This is a genomic window from Nonomuraea endophytica, assembly GCF_014203235.1.
Classification (GTDB): Bacteria; Actinomycetota; Actinomycetes; order Streptosporangiales; family Streptosporangiaceae; genus Nonomuraea; species Nonomuraea endophytica.
This window is the reverse complement of record NZ_JACHIN010000024.1, coordinates 65,073-86,265: the sequence shown is the minus strand read 5'-3', so window position 1 is coordinate 86,265 and position 21,193 is coordinate 65,073. Positions and strand designations below refer to the sequence as shown.

Annotated in this window: 18 protein-coding genes and 1 pseudogene; 10 read left to right on the top strand and 9 right to left on the bottom strand. The window is 71.0% G+C overall.

Going from position 1 to position 21,193, the window contains the following annotated elements; genetic code table 11:
* Positions 1-20 precede the first annotated feature (20 nt).
* Positions 21-1,199: a Cmx/CmrA family chloramphenicol efflux MFS transporter gene (locus HNR40_RS49915; protein ID WP_184974823.1), complete on the top strand. Its 1,179-nt coding sequence runs from the start codon at positions 21-23 to the stop codon at positions 1,197-1,199.
* 697 nt (positions 1,200-1,896) lie between these two features.
* Here HNR40_RS49915 and HNR40_RS49910 read toward each other — a convergent pair.
* On the bottom strand, positions 1,897-2,313 hold the full coding sequence (locus tag HNR40_RS49910; RefSeq protein ID WP_184974820.1) for a MarR family winged helix-turn-helix transcriptional regulator: 417 nt from the start codon (positions 2,311-2,313) through the stop codon (positions 1,897-1,899).
* A 95-nt stretch (positions 2,314-2,408) separates the two neighbouring features.
* On the opposite strand from HNR40_RS49910, the gene HNR40_RS49905 reads away from it, so the two are divergent.
* The 3 genes from HNR40_RS49905 (at position 2,409) to HNR40_RS49895 (ending at position 6,430) form a co-directional block, all read left to right on the top strand.
* Positions 2,409-4,142, top strand: coding sequence for an ABC transporter ATP-binding protein (locus HNR40_RS49905; protein WP_184974816.1), 1,734 nt, complete (start codon positions 2,409-2,411; stop codon positions 4,140-4,142).
* Positions 4,143-4,201: 59 nt separating this feature from the next.
* Positions 4,202-5,740 (top strand): gamma-glutamyltransferase family protein, encoded by a 1,539-nt coding sequence (locus tag HNR40_RS49900; protein WP_184974814.1) that lies wholly within the window; start codon positions 4,202-4,204, stop codon positions 5,738-5,740.
* Between the two features lie 372 nt (positions 5,741-6,112).
* Positions 6,113-6,430, top strand: coding sequence for a DUF5709 domain-containing protein (locus HNR40_RS49895; protein ID WP_184974811.1), 318 nt, complete (start codon positions 6,113-6,115; stop codon positions 6,428-6,430).
* Here HNR40_RS49895 and HNR40_RS49890 read toward each other — a convergent pair.
* Genes HNR40_RS49890 through HNR40_RS49865 form a run of 6 tightly spaced genes read right to left on the bottom strand, consistent with a single transcriptional unit; the run spans position 6,409 to position 10,182 of the window.
* The gene (locus HNR40_RS49890) at positions 6,409-7,074 is read right to left on the bottom strand and encodes an HAD family hydrolase (RefSeq protein WP_184974808.1); all 666 of its coding nucleotides are present in this window, start codon (positions 7,072-7,074) and stop codon (positions 6,409-6,411) included. The two genes, HNR40_RS49895 and HNR40_RS49890, sit on opposite strands and share 22 nt — an antisense overlap.
* Positions 7,043-7,504 (bottom strand): DnaJ family domain-containing protein, encoded by a 462-nt coding sequence (locus HNR40_RS49885; RefSeq protein ID WP_184974805.1) that lies wholly within the window; start codon positions 7,502-7,504, stop codon positions 7,043-7,045. Before HNR40_RS49885 ends, HNR40_RS49890 begins: the two co-directional genes overlap by 32 nt.
* Positions 7,501-7,905 (bottom strand): DUF5360 family protein, encoded by a 405-nt coding sequence (locus HNR40_RS49880; protein ID WP_221341793.1) that lies wholly within the window; start codon positions 7,903-7,905, stop codon positions 7,501-7,503. The genes HNR40_RS49885 and HNR40_RS49880 overlap by 4 nt, the downstream gene beginning before the upstream one ends.
* Positions 7,889-8,437: a TetR/AcrR family transcriptional regulator gene (locus HNR40_RS49875; RefSeq protein WP_184974801.1), complete on the bottom strand. Its 549-nt coding sequence runs from the start codon at positions 8,435-8,437 to the stop codon at positions 7,889-7,891. The genes HNR40_RS49880 and HNR40_RS49875 overlap by 17 nt, the downstream gene beginning before the upstream one ends.
* Before the next feature lie 33 nt (positions 8,438-8,470).
* Positions 8,471-9,106: a response regulator transcription factor gene (locus HNR40_RS49870; protein ID WP_184974798.1), complete on the bottom strand. Its 636-nt coding sequence runs from the start codon at positions 9,104-9,106 to the stop codon at positions 8,471-8,473.
* Positions 9,103-10,182, bottom strand: a complete 1,080-nt coding sequence (locus tag HNR40_RS49865; RefSeq protein ID WP_184974959.1) for a sensor histidine kinase — start codon at positions 10,180-10,182, stop codon at positions 9,103-9,105. The genes HNR40_RS49870 and HNR40_RS49865 overlap by 4 nt, the downstream gene beginning before the upstream one ends.
* A gap of 112 nt (positions 10,183-10,294) precedes the next feature.
* Here HNR40_RS49865 and HNR40_RS49860 point away from each other — a divergent pair.
* From HNR40_RS49860 to HNR40_RS49850, 3 genes and pseudogenes are all read left to right on the top strand, one after another.
* A pseudogene (locus HNR40_RS49860) lies at positions 10,295-10,954 on the top strand (ABC transporter ATP-binding protein); the annotation flags it as partial.
* 50 nt (positions 10,955-11,004) lie between these two features.
* Positions 11,005-11,727: an ABC transporter permease gene (locus HNR40_RS49855; RefSeq protein WP_184974793.1), complete on the top strand. Its 723-nt coding sequence runs from the start codon at positions 11,005-11,007 to the stop codon at positions 11,725-11,727.
* Positions 11,728-11,771: 44 nt separating this feature from the next.
* Positions 11,772-12,371, top strand: coding sequence for a Uma2 family endonuclease (locus HNR40_RS49850; RefSeq protein WP_184974791.1), 600 nt, complete (start codon positions 11,772-11,774; stop codon positions 12,369-12,371).
* On the opposite strand, the gene hrpA is transcribed toward HNR40_RS49850, so the two are convergent.
* Entirely contained in the window at positions 12,361-16,227 is a 3,867-nt protein-coding gene (gene hrpA / locus HNR40_RS49845) for an ATP-dependent RNA helicase HrpA (RefSeq protein ID WP_184974789.1), read from the bottom strand. The two genes, HNR40_RS49850 and hrpA, sit on opposite strands and share 11 nt — an antisense overlap.
* Positions 16,228-16,484: 257 nt before the next feature.
* Between hrpA and HNR40_RS49840 the strand changes: the two genes are divergently transcribed.
* The 3 genes from HNR40_RS49840 to HNR40_RS57710 are packed head-to-tail and all read left to right on the top strand — an operon-like array spanning position 16,485 to position 18,484.
* Positions 16,485-17,246, top strand: a complete 762-nt coding sequence (locus HNR40_RS49840) for a hypothetical protein (RefSeq protein WP_184974787.1) — start codon at positions 16,485-16,487, stop codon at positions 17,244-17,246.
* 51 nt (positions 17,247-17,297) lie between these two features.
* Positions 17,298-17,468, top strand: coding sequence for an FxSxx-COOH-like cyclophane-containing RiPP peptide (locus tag HNR40_RS49835; RefSeq protein ID WP_184974785.1), 171 nt, complete (start codon positions 17,298-17,300; stop codon positions 17,466-17,468).
* Positions 17,465-18,484 (top strand): aKG-HExxH-type peptide beta-hydroxylase, encoded by a 1,020-nt coding sequence (locus tag HNR40_RS57710; RefSeq protein ID WP_184974783.1) that lies wholly within the window; start codon positions 17,465-17,467, stop codon positions 18,482-18,484. Before HNR40_RS49835 ends, HNR40_RS57710 begins: the two co-directional genes overlap by 4 nt.
* 68 nt (positions 18,485-18,552) lie before the next feature.
* Here the strand turns inward: HNR40_RS57710 and fxsT are convergent, their stop codons facing one another.
* The gene (fxsT, locus tag HNR40_RS49825; RefSeq protein ID WP_184974780.1) at positions 18,553-21,096 is read right to left on the bottom strand and encodes an FxSxx-COOH system tetratricopeptide repeat protein; all 2,544 of its coding nucleotides are present in this window, start codon (positions 21,094-21,096) and stop codon (positions 18,553-18,555) included.
* Positions 21,097-21,193: the final 97 nt, after the last annotated feature.

Below are 21,193 nucleotides of genomic sequence, written 5' to 3'. Positions count from 1 at the left end.
TCTGTCGAACGGCCCGTGCGATGAGCGTCGAGGCCCAGGCGCCGCCCACCCGGGGACGGTTGCCGCTCGGGGTGTACCTGCTGGCGCTCAGCCTGTTCGCGATGGGCAGCGCCGAGTTCCTGCTCGCTGGAGTACTGCCGGCGATCGCCGCCGACCTCGACATCTCGCTGTCGGCGGCAGGCGCGCTGATCTCGGCGTTCGCGGCCGGGGTGGTGGTGGGCGGTCCGCCGCTGGCCATCCTGACCCTGCGCTGGCCGCGCCGTACCACGTTGGTGGCCACCCAGGCCGTCTTCGCCGTTTGCCTGGCGATCGGACTGGTCACCGACGACTACGCGGTGATCGTGCTGACCCGCTTCGTCTGCGGGCTTGCCTACGCCGGGTACTGGGCGGTCGCGGCGGTGACGGCGATCAGCCTGGTCACGCCTGACCGCACCGCCCGCGCCTCCGGCGTGGTGGTCAGCGGGCTCAGCATCGCGATGATCGCCGGCGGCCCGGCGGGCGCACTGCTCAGCTACTTCACCGGCTGGCGAGGCGGCTTCTGGGCGGTAGCCATCCTGACCATCGCGGCAGCGGTCCTGACCATGGTGGCGTTGCCGGCGACAAGCGCGAGCGGCGTACCAAGTGTGCGCGCAGAACTACAGACGATGCGCCGCCCCCAACTGTGGGTGGTCTTCGCCATCACCCTGCTGAGCACCGCCGCCTACATGATCTCGTTCAACTACCTGGCAGCGTTCCTGACCAGCATCACCGGCGTCCCGCCCGTATGGGTCCCAGCGATCCTCACCCTGTTCGGCGTAGGCGCGTTCGCCGGCCTGTCGGTAGGAGGCAGAGTCGCCGACCGCAAACCCACCCGGGCACTGCTGGCCGGAGCGGTAGGAATCGCCGCCACCTCCGCCCTGCTGGCACTCCTGTCCCGGAACGTGGTGGCCGTGGTAGCGCTCGTACTGCTGCTCGGGGTGGCCGGCTTCATCCTGAACCCAGCCATCTACGGCCGCGTATTCACCCTGGCCGCCAAGGCCCCCACACTGGCCGGAGCCACCACAGTCTCGGCATTCCAACTCGGCATCAGCCTCGTCCCCGGCCTGGCCGGCGTCGCACTCAACGCCGGAGCAGGACTCACCTCGGTCATCTGGATCGGCGCCGCCCTAGCCGTGGCCACAGTCCCCCTGATCCTCCTAGACCGCCGCCACACGACCTGACGCACACCCCATCACGCGGGCCAACCCGCACCACAGCCACGCCCGCCGCCCTGACCGCAGTCACACGGACCAACCCGGACCACAGCCACGCCCGCCGACCCGCACCACGGTCACGCCCGCTGACGCGACCCACCCACCCACCTTCCCACCCAACCACGGCGATTCGTGCGGGGACCTTGCGGACGGCGGCACTGCAGACTGCAGCGTCGCGGGCTGCGACCTTGCGGGCTGCAGCGCTGTCGGCGACGGCACTGTGGGACGTGGCGTCGCAGATGCGGCGACCTGGCAGTCTGCGGCGTTGCCGGTGCAGCGCTGCCGCATTGCCAGCGACGGCACTGTAGGCCGTGGCGTCGCAGATGCGGCGACCCGGCAGTCTGCGGCCTTGCCGGTGCAGCGCTGCCGCATTGCCAGCGACGGCACTGTAGGCCGTGGCGTCGCGGGTGCGGGGACCTTGCGGGCCGCAGCAGTGCAGACTGCAGCATCGCGAGCTGCGACCTTGCGGCCTGCGGCGTTGCCGGCGGCGGCACTGTGGGCCGTAGCGTCGCGGGCCACGACCTTGCGGTCTGCGGCGTTGCTGGCGGGGGCACTGTGGGCCCTGGCGTTGCGGTCTGCGGCCGTGCCTGCGGCGGCGTTGTGGGCTGTGGCGGTCTGGGGTGTTGCGGGCTGTGGTGGGAGGTGGGGTGGGGGCGGGGTGGGGTTATGGTTCGTCTACGAGGGTGAGAAGGTCGCGGAGGGTTTCGCGTTGCTCGGCCGACAGGGGCGCGAACAGGTCGGCGGCGACCTCGGCGCGTACCAGCTGCACGCGTACGAACGCTCCGCGTCCCTCCTCGGTGAGGACCACCAGCGTCGAGCGCCGGTTGGCCGGGTCTACCTCGCGGCGCAGCAGCCCCGCCTCCTCCAGTGCGTCGACCACCGGCGTGACCGAGCGGGGCGCGATGCGCAGGGCCTCGGCGAGTTGCACCATCCGGAGCGGCTGCCCGGCTTCCATGAGCACTTTCAGGGCGCGTGCCTGGCTGGGACTCAGGCCGAGCGGCTCCAGGCCGGTCCGGTAGCCGCGCCGGAAGCGGTGGCTGATCCGGTGCACGAGTTCCAGCAGTTCAGTGGCGTCCTTCACCCCGCTGAGCTTATCTCACTGTTCGGTGGAATGAATATGAGGTAACCTCTGTTTGAGTGAACATCTGAAAAAGTGAACATCTGAAAAGGAGCCCTATGACAGAGGAACCCCGCGCGCCCCTGAGGCGCATCATCCGACTCTTCCGCCCCTACCGAGGGCAGCTGGGCATCGTGCTCGGCCTCATCTTCCTTTCCTCGCTGGTGTCGCTGGCCTCGCCGTTCCTGCTGCGCGAGGTTCTTGACGTGGCGATCCCCTCGCGCGCGGTCGGGCTGCTGTCCCTGCTCGTGCTGGGCATGCTGGCCGTGGCGGTCGCGACGAGCCTGTTCGACGTGGTGCAGACGCTCATCTCCACCACCGTCGGCCAGCGCGTCATGCACGACCTGCGCACCACCGTCTACTCCCATCTGCAGCGCATGTCGCTGGCCTTCTTCACGCGCACCCGCACGGGCGAGGTGCAGTCTCGGCTGGCCAACGACATCGGCGGCATGCAGGCGGTCGTCACCAGCACAGCGACTTCGATCGTCTCCAACCTCACCACCGTCGTGGCCAGCTTCGTCGCGATGCTCGTGCTCGACTGGCGACTGACGGCCGCCTCGCTCGTCCTGCTGCCGCTGTTCGTGTGGATCAGCCGCAAGGTCGGCGAGGAGCGCAAGCGCATCACCGCCCAGCGCCAGCGCAAGCTCGCCACGATGTCGTCGATGGTGCAGGAGTCGCTGTCGGTGAGCGGCATTCTGCTCGGCCGCACGATGGGCCAGTCGCCCGAGCTCACCGGCCGCTTCACCCGCGCCTCCGACGAACTGGCCGACCTCGGCGTGCAGTCGAGCATGGCCGGGCGCTGGCGGCAGTCGACCATCCAGATCGTCATGGCCGCGATGCCCGCGGTCATCTACTGGGTGTCCGGAATGACCTCGGCAGTCTCCATCGGCACCGTCGTGGCCTTCACCACGCTGCAGGCCGGACTGTTCCGCCCTGCCCTGTCGCTGATGCGCACGGGCGTGGAGGTGCAGAGCTCCCTCGCGCTGTTCGGCCGCATCTTCGAGTACCTGGACCTGCCCGTCGACATCATCCCCGGCACCCGCACGCTGGAGCGTCCGCGCGGCGACGTGCGTCTCGAGCGCGTCTCCTTCTCGTACGGCGACGCCCCCACCCTGACCGGCATCGACCTGACCATCCCCGCGGGCAGCAGCCTGGCCGTCGTCGGCGAGACCGGATCGGGCAAGACGACGCTGAGCTACCTGCTGCCACGCTTGTATGACGTGAGCTCGGGCCGCGTCACCATCGACGGCGTGGACGTGCGCGAACTCTCCTTCGAGACGCTGGCCGCCACCGTCGGCGTGGTGTCGCAGGAGACCTACCTGTTCCACTCCTCCATCGCCGACAACCTGCGCTTCGCCAAGCCGGACGCGACGGACGAGGAACTGGTCGCCGCCGCCCGCGCGGCCCGTATCCACGACTACATCGCGGACCTGCCCGAGGGGTACGACACGGTCGTCGGCGAACGCGGCTACCGCTTCTCCGGCGGCGAGAAGCAGCGCCTGGCCATCGCCCGCACGCTGCTGCGCAACCCGCCGGTCCTCATCCTCGACGAGGCCACGAGTGCCCTCGACACCCAGACCGAGCGGGCCGTCCAGGAGGCTCTGGACACGCTGACCGAGGGCCGCACCACGATCACGATCGCCCACCGCCTCTCCACGGTCCGGCACGCCGACCAGATCGCCGTCCTGGACCACGGCCGCATCGCCGAACTCGGCACCCACGACGAGTTGCTCGCCGCCGACGGCCACTACGCCGCGCTGATCGCCCGGGATCTCCCGCTCACCCTCATCTGACCGCCCATGAGCTGGAGCTCCGCCCCCGGCGGCGGCCCGCCCAGGCGTACCCTCTATGGGTGCAGAACACCAGATATGCCCGCTCCGGCATGGTGTGCAGTGTGGACCACCTCGCCTCAGCGGCCGGGATCACCATGCTCGACCGGGGCGGCTCAGCGGCGGACGCCGCCATCGCCACCAACGCCGTCCTGACCGTCACCGCGCCGCACATGTGCGGCCTGGGCGGCGACCTGTTCGCGCTCGTCCACGACGGGCGGGTGAGCGCGCTGAACGCCTCCGGCCGCTCCGGCTCCGGCGCCGACGCCGGGCGGCTGCGCGCCGAGGGACACACCAGGATGCCGCACCTGCACGACATCAGGTCCGTGCCCGTGCCAGGCTGTGTGGACGGGTGGATCGCGCTGCACAGCAGGTACGGCAGGCTGCCGCTGGCCGACGTGCTCGCCCCGGCGATCCGGCTGGCCAAGGACGGCTTCCCCGCCTCGCCGCTGATGCTCCATGGGGCGAAAGTCGCGGCCACGCGCCCCGGCGGCGACGACTTCGCCGGTGTCACCGCCGAGGGCGACCTGGTCCGCAGGCCCGGCGTGGGCCGCGCGCTGGAGGCGGTCGCCGGATCAGGTAGAGACGGCTTCTACCTCGGTGAGTTCGGCCAGGGCCTGCTGGAACTGGGCGCCGGCGAATACACCGCGGCCGACCTCGAACGCGTCAACGCCGACTGGGTGGATCCCCTGCGTGTGCGGGCTTTCGGGCACGACGTATGGTCCACCCCGCCCAACTCCCAGGGCTACCTGCTGCTGCTCGCCCTCGGCATCGCCGACGGCCTGGACCTGCCGCCCGCCCCTGCCCGCTCGGCATGGGCGCACCTGCTGGCCGAGGCGGCGCGGGCGGCCGGTCACGACCGCCTCGCCGTACTCCATGAAGACGCCAAGGACCTGCTCGGCGAGCACGAGATCGCGCGGCGGCGGGCGCTGGTGGACCCGAGGGCGCGCCTCAAGGCGCGCGTCCCCGCCGCGGACGGCGACACCACCTACCTGTGCGCGGTGGACGGCGACGGCATGGGCGTCTCGCTCATCCAGTCGAACGCCTCGGGGTTCGGCAGCATGGTCTTCGAGCCGCGTACCCGGATCAACCTCCACAACCGGGGCATCGGGTTCTCGCTGACGCCGGGACATCCGGCCGAGTACGCGCCCGGGCGCCGCCCTCCGCACACCCTCACGCCCGCCCTCATCACCCGCCCCGACGGCTCACTGCGCACCGTCGTGGGCACCATGGGCGGCGACGCGCAGCCCCAGATCTTGTTGCAGGTCATCACCCGCCTGCTCAGGTACGGCGAGGCGCCGGGCACGGCCATCTCGGCACCGCGCTGGAAGCTCGGCGGGACCACCGGGTTCGACACGTGGGACGCGCCGGACGAGATGGCGGTGGAGGTGGAGGCGGGCACCGCGTGGGGCGACGGGCTGGCCGCCCTGGGCCACCCCGTGGTGGAACGCCCATACGGGACCGGTTTCGGTCACGCGCACCTCATCGACCTGCGGCCCGACGGTGTGCTCGCCGGCGCCGCCGACCCCCGCGCGATGATCGGCGCCGCCATCGGCCGCTGACAAGCCCAACAGCAACCACGCACTCCCAGGTCCGCGGACTGCCAGGCCGGCCGGCGGCCCAGGGCAAGGGGCGGGGCCGCTTGGCATGGGTAGCGACCCCGCACAAGAGCAAGGGACGCGGCGCACAGGGCACGAGGCGCAAGGCTGGCACCCGGTTGGCGCGCAGCGCGAGAACGCGAGCGCAGCGCGGCTGGGTCGGGTCGGGTCGGGGACGACGCTGGGGCAGGGTGTGCGATGGAGCGTGGGGGCATGTGGCGCACGGGCGCGGGTTGCTGGGCTTGAGGGTGGGGGGATGGGCAAGGATGGGTTTTGGCCGGGCTTTGGGGGGCCAAGTGGTTGGGTTTTTGGGGGTTGGGTGGGTAGGGAGCGCGTATGACCGAAACACCGGACCGCTACGGATACAGCGACGAGCAGGGCATAGAGGTCGAGGAGTGGAACGACGATCTCGGCCGCGACCACGAGATCCGGGAGGACGACCCGGCGCGCGGTGACACGCTCGACGAGCGGCTCCGGCGGGAGTTGCCCGACGGCCCCGGCCGCGAGCCGCGTGCCGACCACCGCCTCACCGCCCCCGACGAAGGCCTCGGGCCGGACGTCGACGGCGAGGAGGTGGGTGAGGACTGGGGCGGTGACGCGGGCGAGGACCTGTCAGCCGAGGAGCGGGCCGTTCACATCGAGCCTGACCGCTGAGCGAGGGCGGGCAGCAGGGCTTGGAGATCGTTCACGACGAGGTCGGCCACTTCAGCGGCCTCGGGGCGGTCGGCGTGCAGATGGCCCCACGGGCCGCGGCGCAGCAGGGCGGTGCGCATGCCCGCCGCCCGCGCCGGGCGCACGTCGTTGTCGAGGCGGTCGCCGACGTAAAGGATCTCGGCGGGTTCGCGCCCGGCCACCGAGGCGACCTTGGCGAAGAACTCGGGCGCCGGCTTGGCCACGCCCCACCCGTCGGAGGTGTGGATGGAGTCGGCGGGCAGTTCCATCGCCATGAGGGCGTCGTAGGCCTCGACGGGCTGGTTGCCGGCGATCACCACCTGGTAGCCGGCGGCGCGCAGGGCGTGGAACGCGGGCCGTACGTCGGGGTAGAGGTCGTCGGCGTCGAAGTTGTTGCGCAGTCCGTCCGGGTCGTCGCGCCGCCAGGCGGTGATCTCGGCGTCCACGTCGAGGCCGGGCCGTACGATCTGGAAGGCGTCGCGGTGCGAACGGTCGAGGGCGGCCACGCCCCCGAGCACGCCCATGAACGTCAGCCGCGTCACCCCGAGCCGGTCGGCCCAGCGGCTCCAGATGCGGGTCTCGTCGATGAGCGTCTCACCGACGTCGAACACCAGCGCCTTGATCATCTTCCTCTTCCCTCGTGCGCGGACGCCCATCAGGGTACGAGACGCGCCAGCGCTCCACCACGCGCTCCACGTTGAACGGGAACAGGTCGACCGGCGGCCCGGCCGCGCCCCGCCTGATGGCCTTGTTGATCTTCTCGTTGATCCCCTGGACGAGAAGGCGCACCTCGCCCTCGGAGCCCGCCTTCAACGCCAGTTCGAGCACCTCGTCGGCCTCCTTGCGCAGCGCGAGGCTGGGCGGCAGCGGCATCGACAGGCCTTCTTCTGCGAGCTTGTTCTTGATCCACCAGTTGTCGTCCTGGGGCCGGCCGGCGCCGGGGATCGGCTTGCCCGTGCCCGGCAGATCGTCGAACTCGCCGCGCTCGGCGGCCTCGCGGATCTGCCGGTCGATCCATGACTCGAAGGGCATGCCAAGAGGTTTGCGCTCCGTCATGCCTCGATCCTACGTGCCGTGATCAGGCAGGCGATGGCGGGGATCGGGAAGAGCATCAGGTAGAGGTTGGGGATCCACCAGGCCAGGGAGAAATCACCGCGCAACGTCCAGAACGCGATCGCCATCAGCCCCGACGCCATGGTCAGCACCAGCGAGACCAGCATCAGCGGCGGGCCGCCCGGCCTGGGCACGCTCCCCCGCAGCAGCCACAGGCTCGTCAGCCCGGTCGCGCTGGCCAGCATGTCGATCCAGAGGAACGACCAGTTCCAGTCGGCCATGAGCGGGTTGGCGTAGTCGGCGAAGGCCCACTCGGGCGGGATCAGCCCGAGGCCCGTCACGCTGAAGTAGACGACGAAGCCGACGTCGGTGCCGAGCATGAGGGCCTTAGTCGCGCGCAGCACGGTCGATCATCTCCAGAAGGTAGCGGCGGGTGCTCTCGTGCAGGTCCGGTCCCGGCTCGCCGAGTCCGAGCAGCCGCGCCGCCCACCATCCGTCCACGGCCAGGCGTACGGCTGTCGCGGCCGCCGGGTCGATCCCGTCGGCGGCCAGCCGCTCCTGCCAGGCGGCGTAACGCTGCCTGAGCGGTTCCAGCCCGGCGGGATCGACCAGCACCCCGGCCAGCAGGGCGACGGTGACCCGGTCGGCGGGCGCCGCGGCGGCGGGCTGGAGCGGGATCGTGGCCTCGATGTAGGCGCGCAGGTAGTCGCCGGGCCGCCCGCCGGCCTGGGCCAGGGCGTCGTCGAAGGCGGCGGTCAGGCGTTCGACCATGCCGGCGACCAGCGCCTGCTTGGTCGGGAAGTGGTAGAAGAGCCCCCCTTTGGAGACTCCGGCCCGCTTGGCGACGGCTTCGAGCGTGAGCGACTCGGCCCCGTCGGTGAGCAGGACGTCGGCGGCGGCGTCGAGCAGCCGCTCCCTGGAACTGGGTCTGGGCACGCCTCGCAACTATACCGGTCAGCCGGTATACTTTCAATCGGGTAGGCCGGCCTCGAACGCCAGCAGCCCCGCCTGGGTCCGGTTCGAGCAGCGGAGCTTGATCAGGATGCGGGAGACGTGCCCCTTGACCGTGGCCTCGGTCAGGAACAGCTGCCCGGCGATCTCCGCGTTGCTGCGGCCCGCGCCCAGACCGGCCAGCACCTCCCGTTCGCGCCCGGTCAGCGCCTCCAGCCTGCGCCGGGCGGCCTGGCGGCGGACCGCGCCGTCCAGTAGCCGGGACGCCGCCGGTCCGGACAGCACCGTGTGGCCGCCGGCCGCCGCCTTCACCAGGTTGATCAGGTCGGCGGGCGGCGTCGACTTCAGCAGGTATCCGCCCGCCCCCGAGGTGAGCGCGCGCAGCACGTAGTGGTCGGCGTCGAACGTGGTCAGCACCAGCACCGCGGGCGGCGCGGGCAGCCTGGCGATGCGCGCGATGGCCGCCAGCCCGTCCACGCCGGGCATCCGCAGGTCCATGAGCACCAGGTCCGGCCGGTGGCGCACCACCGCCTCGACCCCGGCGGCGCCGTCGTGCGCCTCGTCCACCACGGTGATCTCGCCCGACGAGCCGAGGATCGCGCGCAGGTGGGCGCAGACCATCGGCTCGTCGTCCACCACCACGACGCTGATCACGACGCCACCGGGAGGGTCACGTCCACCACGAAGCCTCCTGCCTCCGACGGGCCGGCCGCCAGCGTGCCGTCCACCAGTTCCACGCGCTCGCGCAGGCCGAGCAGGCCGGTGCCGGAACCGGCCGCCGCCAGCTCCGGGTCGCCCGGACCCGCGGGGGCCGAGTTGGCCACCGTGATGCGCACCCGGTCGCCGTCGCAGCGCAGCCGTACCGTGGTCTCGGCGCCCGGGGCGTGTTTGCGCACGTTCGTGAGCGCCTCCTGCAGGGTTCGCTCCGCCGTACGCAGGACGACCGGCGAGACCTGCGCGTCGTCGGCCTCGAACCCGACGCGCAGGCCGGAACCCTCGACCAGTTCCGCCAGCGCGGGCAGCAGCGGCACCTCGGGCTGGCCGCGCACCGGGGCCGACGGGGCGCGCAGCACGCCGACCAGTTCGCGCAGTTCTTCCAGCGCCTGGCAGCCGGTGGCGCGCAGCGTCTCGGCCGCCTCCCTGGCCGGGCGGTCGGCGGCGGTCAGGCCCAGGGCGCCCGCCTGGAGCACCATGAGGCTGACCCGGTGGGTGACGAGGTCGTGGATCTCGGCGGCGAGCCGTACCCGCTCCTCGCCCCTGGCCTGCTCCGCGAGCAGGTGCTGCTCGCGCTCGGCCCGCTCGGCGCGGTCGGTGAGCGCCCGCAGCAGGTTGGCACGCGTCGACAGGTACAGGCCGAGCACGGCCGCGGCCACGGTCAGCAGCACGGTGCGGATGCCGAACTCCGACGTCGGCCCCCACCACGCCGCCAGCGCGGTGAACAGCGCCACGGGCACCACGGCGACCGGGCTGCGCGGCGCGTACCGCATCGCCAGATAGGCGACGAACGGCGCGGCCGGCGGCGCCCAGAGGATCATCTCCAGGTGCACCGGCGGCGCGAACAGGTGAACCACCGCCGCCCCCACCGTCACCCAGGCCGCCACCAGAGGCGAGCGGACCAGCAGGACCAGCCCGGACGCGACCAGCGCGACGGCCACCGGCCACGGCGGATCGAGCGTGCCCACGACGTGGAGCGACAGCAGGAGTGCGGCGAGGGTCATGACGACACGCATCAGCACGCCCTCACCCTAGGCCGCAGCCGCCCGCACCGGATCCTACGAAAGTCGCAGGTGTCACCACTTTCCGGGCTTCTGCCCGACTGCCCCGCGACGCTGGAATCTCCCCATGAACCAAACAATCACCCTGGAAGGACTCACCAAGAGGTACGGCCGCGCCACCGCGGTGGACGAGCTGACCTGCGCCGTCCACCCCGGAGTCGTCACCGGCTTCCTCGGCCCGAACGGCGCGGGCAAGAGCACCACGATCCGGATGATCGTCGGCCTCGACCGTCCCAGCTCGGGCCGGGCGGCCGTCGGCGGACGGCCGTACCACGCACTGCCCGCGCCGCTGCGCGAGGTGGGCGTCCTGCTGGACGGGCGGTCCGCGCACCCGCGCCGGAGCGCCCGCGACCACCTGCGCATGCTCGCCGCGAGCAACCGCATCCGCGACAGGCGCGTCACCGCCGTGCTGGAGCAGGTGGGCCTGGACGGCGTCGCCGACCGGCGGGCCGGGACGTTCTCCCTGGGCATGTCCCAGCGCCTCGGCATCGCGGCGGCGCTCCTGGGCGATCCGGGCGTGCTGATCTTCGACGAGCCGGTGAACGGGCTGGACCCGGGCGGCATCCGCTGGATCCGTGGCCTGATGCGCGGGCTGGCCGCCGAGGGCCGCACGGTCCTGGTCTCCAGCCACCTGCTCGCCGAGATGGAGCAGACCGCCGACCACCTGATCGTCATCGGCCGGGGCCGCCTGCTGGCCGACACGCCGATGACCAGTGTGACCGGCTCCCTGGAAGACGCCTACCTCGCCCTGACCGCCGACAGCGTGGAGTTCGGATCATGAAAGCTGAATGGATCAAACTGCGGACGCTTCACTCGACCTGGTGGTGCCTGGCCGCCCTCGCCGTGCTCACCGCGGGGCTCGGCGTGATCATGGCCGGCGCCGCGGCGGAGGCGGCCCACGAGGGCGAGCGCCTGGAGCCGGTGGCCGCCAGCCTCCAGGGCGGCCTGCTGTTCGGCCAGGTCGCGATCGGCGTGCTGGGCGTGCTGGCCGTCACCTCCGAGTACGCCGGCGGCACCATCAGGACCAGCGTGATGGCCGTCCCGAGCCGAAGCCGCCTCTTCGCCGCCAAGTGCGCCGTGGTGGCGTGCCTGGGCACGTTCGCCGGACTCCTGACCGCCGTGGCCTCCTTCCTGATCGGCCAGCACGTCTTCGCCGCCGCGGGCCTGCCGCGGGCCGCACTGGGCGACCCGGGAGCGCTGCGCGCGGTCCTGGGCGCGGGCCTTTACCTGGGCCTGCTGGGGTTGTTCGGGCTGGCCATGGGGTTCCTGGTCCGTTCCACGGCGGGCGGCGTCATCATCGTCGTCTCGGCCACGGTCCTGGTGATCGCGATCCTCCGGCTGCTGCCGGAATGGGTGGCCCAGATCTGGCCGATGGTCGCCGGCCTGTCCGTCCTGTCGCCGGACGGCCACCTCGGCGGCTTCGCCCTCTACACCGCCTTCGTCGCCCTGACCGTCGGCGCCGGGCTGGCGGTCTTTTACCGGCGAGATGTCAGGGCATGATGCAATACTGAGCGTACCCGCCCAGACACGAAGGGACAGGTTCCATGGTCGCAACTGCGCGTAGGCATCGTGTGACGCCCTACGAGGCCCCGCCTGCCGAGCTGCCTTTCACGGTGCGGGAGCTGTTCGATGCCCTACCCCCCCTCCCCGGTCTCCGGGTCGAGGTCATCGAAGGGAACTTGCACGTGAGCCCCGTTGGATCCCCGGAACACCAGGGTGCCTTCGCAGATCTTCACGATCTGCTTCTCCCGGTCAGGAAGGAGCGAGGCTGGAAGGGATATCCCGGCGGCCTGGACGTGTGCATCGAAGGCCCGCGTGAGCCGGTCGTGCCTGACTACGTTCTCCTGCCGCCCGACTGCCCCCGATGGGGAGAGCGCGAGATGCGCTCATCGGGCCTGATCATGGTGGCCGAAGTCGTCTCGCCCAGCAGCAAGCACGACGATCGCGTCACGAAAGTCGGCCTCTACGCGATCGGCGGCGTCCCCGTCTACCTCCTGCTCGACCCGATCGCGAACACGGCGACCGTCTACAGCGACATCGCCGACGGCGCCTATCAGGCCAAGGACGAGTGCGTGCTGGGCGAGACCCTGCACCTGCCCGAGCCCGTCGACTTCGACCTGGAGACCACCCTGTTCAAGGACTGAGTTTCTCCATCGCCTTCGCGATGCGCTTCTCCGAGACCGGGGTGGGGGTGCCCAGGGTCTGGGCGAAGAAGCTGACGCGGAGTTCCTCGATCATCCAGCGGATCTCCCGCACGTCCGGGTCGGCACGGCGGGCCGGGGCGAGGCGGTCGAGCAGGTCCTGGTAGTCGTCCTCGACCTTGTGGACCCGGTCCATCCATTCCTCGTCCCGCCACGGCTCCTCGGGCAGCTTGGTCAGGCGGCGCTCAAGGGCCCGGAGATAGCGGGAAATGTCGGGTAGGCGTTTCACACCGGTCCCCGTCACGAAGCCCGCGTAGATGAGCTTGCCGAGCTGGTCGCGGGCGTCGTCCGTCGAGGCGCTGCGGCGCAGGCCGGACAGCTGGGTGCCGATCGTGTGCCAGGTGCTCAGGATCTGCTCCACCTTGCCCAGCACGTCCCGGGCGGTTTCGTACAGGTCGGCCCGTACGTGCTGGTAGAGGCGGTCGAAGGAGACCGGGTCCCAGGCGGGCCCGCCCACGTCGGCCATGAGCTGGTCGACCGCCGCGTTGACCACGTCGTCGAACAACGCCACCGCACCGCCGTGGGGGCTGCGTGACAACGCCAGCTTGGCCTGGTTGGACAGCCCGCCGAGCAGCGACCTGGCCGGGTTGGTGACGTTGAGCAGCAACAGGCGGCGGGTGCCTGTCCACATGGAACGGCGCTGCTCGGCCTGCGTCTCGTAGATCTTGACGCCGACGCTGGAGCCCTCGTCCACCAGCGCCGGAAAGCCCTTCATCCGGCCCTGCTCGAACACCTTGGGCAGCGTGCCGAAACTCCACGTGTGGAGCCCGGTGCGCTCGATGTCGTCGCCGGCGGCCGAGAGCGTCTTGCGCAGGCGCGGGGCGAGCTGCTTCTTCAGCCCGTCCAGGTCCTTGCCCTCGGCGATCGTGCGCTTGCGCTCGTCGATCACCCGGTAGGTGACGCGCAGGTGGTCGGGCACCTGGTCGAGCTGCCAGGCGTCGCGCGGCACGCGTACGCCGGTCAGCCGCAGCAGTTCGCGCTCGACCGCGTCCAGCAGCGGCTCGCCGGTCGGCTTGACGCCCGCGAGCACCTGCTTGGCGTAGTTGGGCGCGGGCACGAAGTTGCGGCGCAGGTGCTTGGGCAGCACCCGGATCAGCGCGGTGATCAACTCCTCGCGCAGCCCGGGGATCTGCCAGTCGAAGCCGTCGCCGTTGACCTGGTTGAGCACCTGCAGCGGCACGTGCACGGTGACGCCGTCGGCGTCGGCGCCCGGCTCGAACTGGTAGGTCAGCTTCATCCGCTGGCCCATCTGCCGCCACGTGTCGGGGTAGTCCTGGGCGCTGACGTCGGCGTTCTCGTTGACCAGCATCTCCGGCGTGAACGTCAGCACGCTCTTGTCGGAGACCGTCTTCCACCAGGAGTCGAAGTGCCGCGCGGAGACCACGTCCGCCGGGACGCGCTGGTCGTAGAAGTCGAACAGCGCCTCGTCGTCGACCATGATGTCGCGCCGCCTGGCCCGCGCCTCCAGCTCCTCGACCTCGCCGAGCAGCTTGCGGTTCTCGCGCAGGAACGCGTGGTGGCTGTCCCAGTCGCCGTCGACCAGGGCGTGCCGGATGAACAGCTCCCGTGACAGCTCCGGGTCGATGCGCCCGTAGTTGACCTTGCGGCCGACGACGAGCGGCACGCCGTACAGTGTGACCTTCTCCAGCGCGATGACCGCGCCCTGGTTCTTCTCCCAGTGCGGCTCGGAGTAGTTGCGCTTGACGAGATGCTGCGCGAGCGGCTCCACCCAGTCGGGCTCGATCTTGGCGTTGACCCGCGCCCACAGGCGCGAGGTCTCGACGAGCTCGGCCGACATCAGCCACTGCGGCTGCTTCCTGGCCAGCGCCGAGCCGGGGAAGATCGCGAAGCGCGCGTTGCGCGCGCCGACGTATTCCTGGATGGGCCGCCGCCCGTCCTGCCCGCGCTGCTTGTCCACGACGTCCTTGACGCCGATGTGCGACAGCAGCCCGACGAGGAGCGAGGAGTGGATCTGGTACGGCGCGGCCGGCGCGCTGTTCGGCTGGACCCCGAGCGTCTGCCGGATCTGGCTGTAGATGTCCTGCCACTCGCGGACGCGCAGGTAGTTGAGGAACTCGGACTTGCACAGGCGGCGGAAGGCGCTGGATGACAGCTCCTTCTGCTTGTCCTTGAGGTAGTTCCAGAGGTTGAGATAGGTGAGGAAGTCGGACTCGGGGTCGGCGAAGCGCCGGTGCTTCTCGTCGGCCTGCTGCTGCTTGTCGGCGGGGCGCTCGCGCGGGTCCTGGATCGACAGCGCGGCGGCGATGACCATGACCTCGCGCAGGCAGCCGTTCTTGTCGGCCTCCAGCACCATGCGGGCCAGGCGCGGGTCGACCGGCAGCCCGGCGAGCTTGCGGCCGACGCCGGTGAGCTTGCCCTGGGCGTCGAAGGCGCCGAGTTCGACGAGCAGGTTGACGCCGTCGCGCACCTGCCGTTTGTCCGGCGGCTCGACGAACGGGAACGCCTCGATGTCGCCCAGCCCGATCGAGGTCATCTGCAGGATGACGCTGGCGAGGTTGGTGCGCAGGATCTCCGGGTCGGTGAACTCGGGCCGGTTGAGGAAGTCCTCCTCCTCGTACAGCCGCACGCAGATGCCGTCGGAGGTGCGCCCGGACCGCCCCTTGCGCTGGTTGGCGCTGGCCTGCGAGATGGCCTCGATGGGCAGGCGCTGCACCTTGGTGCGGTGGCTGTAGCGGGAGATGCGGGCGAAGCCCGGGTCCACGACGTATTTGATGCCGGGCACGGTCAGCGACGTCTCGGCCACGTTGGTGGCCAGCACGACCCGCCTGCCGGTGTGGCGCTGGAAGACGCGATGTTGCTCGGCGGCGCTCAGCCGGGCGTACAGGGGAAGGATCTCGGTGTTGCGGAACTCGGCCTTGGACAGCGCGTCGGCGGCGTCGCGGATCTCCCGCTCGCCGCTGAGGAAGACCAGGATGTCGCCCGGCCCTTCCAGGACCAGTTCCTTGCAGGCGTCCACGATGCCCTGCGTCTGGTCGTCGTCCTCGTTGAGCGGCCGGTAGCGGACCTCGACGGGGTAGGTGCGGCCGGAGACCTCGACGATCGGGGCGTCGCCGAAGTGGCGGGAGAAGCGCTCCGGGTCGATGGTGGCGCTGGTAATGATGATCTTGAGGTCGGGGCGCTGGGGCAGCAGCTGTTTGAGGTAGCCGAGGATGAAGTCGATGTTGAGGCTGCGCTCGTGGGCCTCGTCGATGATCAGCGTGTCGTATTGCTCGAGCAGCCGGTCGTTCTGCAGCTCGGCCAGCAGGATGCCGTCGGTCATGAGCTTGACCAGGGTGCGGTCGCCGCCCTGGTCGGTGAAGCGGACCTTGTAGCCGACGGCCTGGCCGAGCTCGGTGCCGAGCTCCTCGGCGATGCGCTCGGCGACGGTGCGGGCGGCGATGCGGCGGGGCTGGGTGTGCCCGATGAGGCCGCGCACGCCCCGCCCGAGTTCGAGGCAGATCTTGGGGATCTGCGTGGTCTTTCCTGATCCGGTCTCACCCGCGATGATCACGACCTGGTTGTCGCGGATGGCCGCGAGGATGTCGTCCTTGCGCTGGGAGACGGGGAGCTCCTGCGGATAGCTCACCACGGGTACGGCTTCGCGGCGCCGGGCCAGGCGCTGCTCGGCGCGCTCCACGTCCGCGAGGATCTCCGCGGTGATCTTGTCCCGTGCCTCGCGCGAGCGCACCCGGCGCACGCCGTCGAGCCTGCGCCGAAGCCGCCGCTGGTCGCGCGGCATGAGTTCGGGCAGGCGGCTCTGAAGCTCGGTGAGTGGAGAAGACAACGACGAGGTTCCCATACTGCTTTCAGGATATTGGAGCCCCGCGTACCGGGTGCCAACGGCCCATCGTGCCTGACCGCGCCGTGGATCGCATCCGAATATCGGCAGCGTCCGTGACCGGCCGCGGTGTGTCAGCACTCTCCCCAGAGTTCACCACGGTCGATCACGGACACTAGTGAGACTCCTGAGACGCCTGAAGGGTTGCATGATCCCGAAGGATTTCTGGCCGTATGGACGCGCCTCCTGACCGATGACACGATCGAGGCGGAGGTGCCATGCGACGTTCAGTCCGCCGCATCCTGCGTGATGTCCGTGAGCGCAGGAACCTCGACGCCTACGTGATCGCCGTCGTGGCGATCGTGTTCGCGGTGTTGACGCTGGTCGGGGAGGCCGTGGCCGAGCAGTACCGGTGGGCGGCGATCCTGGCCGGCATGGGCGTGCTGCTCCACCGGATCACCGTGCCCGACCGTTCGCGCCTGCCGCTGGGCGACCGCGCCGACTTCGAGTCGCATCCTCTACGCGACCGGCTGCGGGACGCGAGGGAGGTGTGGCTGTTCGCCCCGTCCGGCATCAACCTGCTGTCCGAGACCAACTGCGAGATCATCCGCCGGACCGTGCTGAGCCGTCCCGACGGCGTCTTCCGCGTCGTGCTCCTGGATCCGGAGGAGCTGCACGCCGTCGACCTCGCCACCCGCCAGCTCGACGCCGGGCTGGAGTTCCCGTTGCAGAACCTGCCGGCGAGCATCGCGACCGCGCTCGACCGGCTGGCCGCGATGACGGACTGGCACGTGGCCGGCCGGGTGGAGTACGCCACCTTCTCCTACAACCCGGGATTCAGCCTGCTCGCCGTCAATCCGGCGGGCGGCGACGGCACGGTGATCGTGGAGCCCCACGGCGTCGGCAACCGGGCGACGGACAACCGTATGCACCTGGAATTGACCCGGCGTGCGCATGGGTACTGGTACCACTACTGGATTGAGCAGTTCGAGAGGATTTGGGACTCTTCAAGAGTGCTTAGTCGACAACACGGTGAATAGCGACGGAGAAAGGGACACCACATGGCCGCAGGGGGTTCTATGGGCGAGTCCATGCTCGTCGATCTGACCCATATCCCGTTCGACCGCCTGGCAACGGTGCCGGATGAGGTCCTGCGCGAGTCTCTGGCCCGCCACATGGCGACCGACCCGGCCAGCCGGCGTTGGAACAAGAGCGACAAGGCCTGCCCGCAGCCCGATCAACCTGGCCCGCGAGATCGGTGACCGGCGGCTACGCCCGGCACACGCTGTCGCCCGCCGACCTGGCCGGGCTGGGCGCGGGCGAGGTCCCGCCCGCGCTCGCCGACACGCTCAAGCGGGCCATCGCCAGCAGGAACATCGCCCTGCTCGAATCGGTCCGGCGGCAGTCCGGCTCGGCCGCCATCGACGACCTCTGGCGGCGCCTCGGCGCCCATCCGGGCCAGGCGCTGGACGTCCTGATCTCGCCCCAGCTCGGCGCCTGGGCCGACGACGCCCTGCGCTTCGGGTCCGGCGACACCGGCGTGCTGCTGGCCGCCCTGGAGCGTGAGCGGGGGCCGGTCGCGCTCGACGGCCCGCGGCCGCTCAGGCTCCGGTTCGAGACCGGTGAGCCCTTGCGCGGGCACTTCGGGCTGGCCGTCGCCGAGCGTCCCGGACCGGCGGACTGGACGGAGCTGTGCCGCCAGGCGTACCGGCTGCTGCGCGCGCGGCATCCGCGCGTGGCCGCCGCGATGGCCGAGCTGGTCACCACCGTCGTGCCGGTCGTCCCGCCGGCCCCGCCCGAGACCTTCAGCGCCACCTCCGGCGCCGCGTTCGGCGCGGTGGCGCTGTCCGCTCCCGCCGACGCCGCCGAACTGGCCGCCACGTTCACCCACGAACTTCAGCACCAGGTGCTCGGGGCGGCCGACGAGATCGTCGCGCTGACCGTGCCCGGACATCCCGGCCGGTTCGCGGTGCACTGGCGGGACGGCGAGCGCGACGCGAGCGCCACCCTGCAGGGCATCTTCGCGCACGTGGCCGTGGTGGAGTTCCACCGGGCCGAGTGGCTGGCGGGGCCGCTGGAGGAGCGTCCCGGGCACGCGGCGGCCTTCGCGCTGTGGCGGCTGGCGACCGGGCGGGCCATGGAGCAGCTCGGCCGGTCGGGGGCGCTGACACCGGCCGGGGCGGCGCTGGCCCGCCCCCTGGAGGCTCGCATCCGCGCCGCCCTGGCCGAACCGGTCCCCGCCCCGGCCGCCCGCGCCGCCGAAGCCGCCTTAGCCTGAGCAGGCCAAGCCCCCTGAGTGCCGCCAGACTGCCTGAGCGCCGCGAAACCGCCTGAAGCGTGGCGGGGTCAGCTCATCATCGGTTCCACGTCGAGGTTGATCCGGCCCTGCTGGGCGGCCAGGCGGGCCTCGGGGTGCTCGTTGGACAGCGTCTCGGCGTAGGCCGCCAGGATCTCCTCGCGCAGCCGCGCGGCGCCCTCCTCGTCCCCGTCGGCCAGCCGGTCGACCGAGAGGTTGGCCCCGGTGGCCAGCGTGCAGGGGTGAAACGGGCCGCGTACCCGCCGGTGACCCTCGTAAGCAGCCTCGCCAAGCTCCCGGGCCTGGCGCACCGCGCCCATCATGGCCAGGTCGCTGGCGAGGTTGTGCATGACGACCAGCGTGCTGGTGTGGTCGTCGCCGAAGTGGCGGCGGAACCCCTCAAGGGCCTGCTCGTTCAGTTCGCGGGCGGCACGCGGGTTGCCGCGTACCCGCATCACGACCGCGAGGTTGGCGCGGGCGGACAGCGTGTTGGGGTGGTCGTCACCCGCCGCCTTCACCCAGCCGGCGACGGTCTGCTCGCCGAGGGCCTGGGCCCCGGCCAGGTCGTCGATCAGCCGCCGGTCGTTGATCACGTTCGTGGACACCAGCAGCGTCATCCGGTGGTCGGGCCCCTTGGACGCGATCTGCGTCGTGAGGGTCTCCTCGGCCTGGGCGGCGGCCTGCTGGTGGTAGCCCACGCGGCGCAGCGCGATCGCCAGGTCGAGCGCGGTGAACACGCGCAGCGCGTCCCAGGGCGCGTTCATCCGCACGAGCAGCTGGTCGACGTCCCTGATCATGTCCAGGCCCTGCTCATACCTGCCCATGCGGCGCAGGTCGCGCGCCACGGCGAAACGGGAGGTCAGGGTCTGGTCCTCCTGGGGGCCGAACATGTTCTCGCGCATGGTCAGCGCGATCCGGTCGTGCTCCAGGGCCTCCTCGAAGCGGCCCAGGCAGCGCAGGCTGATCGCGATGTTGTTGCGCACCTGGAGCGTGAACTCGTGCTCGGGACGGAAGACCCGCTCGTAGCGCGGCAGGAGGTCGAGGTCGTTGTCGAGCGCCTGCTGGTAGCGGCCCATCATGCACAGGTCGACGCCGTGGCTGAGCGCGCAGGCCAGGTAGGTCTGGTCGTCCTCGCCGAAGGCGCGCAGCCGTTCGAGAGTGTCGAGGTTGAGCGCGTAGGCGCGCTCCCAGTGGCCGCTCAGCCGGGTGGCCTTGCCGACCTCGATGGCCAGCGCGAGCGTGAGCCGGTCGTCCTCGCCGAAGCGGAGCTTCCATTCCTCCAGGGCCAGCTCGCCGAGCGAGAGGCTCTCGAAGAAGCCGCCGCGGCGGTGCAGGCGGCGCACCTGGTTGATGATCAGCTGCCGCACGGTGGGGTCGGCGCTCTCGATGGCGCCCGAGGGCACGATGTGGCTGCGCGAGCGCTCGTAGAGGGGGTCGCTCTCGTCGAGTCCGGGCGCGCCGGGGTCGGATCCGGCCAGCAGCAGATGTACGGCATGGCGGAACCGCTCGGCCTGCTCCGGGTCCTCGCGCATCAGGCGGCTGCGGGTCACGGCCTGGACCACGCGATGCATCTGCACGGCGTTGAGCACGCCGTCGATCTTGGCCAGGGAGAAGCGGGCGAGCTGGCGGGCGGCCTGCCTGAGCTCGCCGACGTCCCCGAGCACCCGGCCGAGGTCTTCCGGCAGGTCACCGGCCTTGGCGGGCTGCGCGAGCAGTTCCTCGGCGATCGGCTCCGGCGCGAAGAACGCCATGACCTGGAAGAGCGTGTCGGCCTCGGGCGAGATGGCGTCGCGCGAGACGCCCCAGGTGGCGGCCACGGCGAGCGGGTAGGGGATGTCGACCTCCCGCGCCAGCAGCTCGTGCGCGTTGTCGCGCAGCTTGGTCAGGTACTCGGCGGCGGAGGTCCCGGTCTCGTTCATGTACGCGGCGGCGTGCTCGGCGGCCAGCGGCAGGTGGCCGAGTTCGGCGGCCAGCGTGGCGGCCTCGGCCCGGCGGCCGGTGAGCGCGGGCACCCGCTTGCTCAGGAACTCCACCGTCTCGTCGGGGGTGAACTCCCCCACCTCGATCCCCGAGACGCCCAGCGCCTTGCGCCAGTGGGAGTCACGAGAGGTGATGATCACATGTCCTCGCCCCCGCGGGATGTACTCCGAGATCATCCCGGCGTTGTTCGCGTTGTCGAAGATGATCAGCCAGTCGCCGTACGGCTCGCCCTTCTCCAGGGCCTCGATCACCAGCTGGGCGGAGTAGTCGCGCTCCTCGGCGCGGAAGCCCGGGGGCTGCATCCGGCGGCCGAGCGCGACCAGGCCGTTGACCACGGCGGTCTCCTGCTCCGACCTGATCCACCAGACGAGGTCGTAGTCGCCGCGGTGGCGGTGGGCGTATTCGGCCGCGATCTCGGTCTTGCCGACGCCGCCGAGGCCGAACAGGGCCTGGGGCGGCTGGTCGATCACCGCCGCGCTCTCCCGCGCCAGGCCGCGTCTCAGCTCCTCGATCTCGGAGACACGCCCGGTGAAGTTGGGGTTGCGGAAAGGGATTTCCTTGCCCCATGCGGTGACGCGGGTCCTCGCTCCACCCTCGGACGCCCCTTGTGTCACGCCGATCGCTCCCTGCTCATATTCAAACTGGAGATATGTCCCACGAATGGGGATTTGTACGCATTGAACGCCTCACCTTGTCAAGCTTCAATGGTAG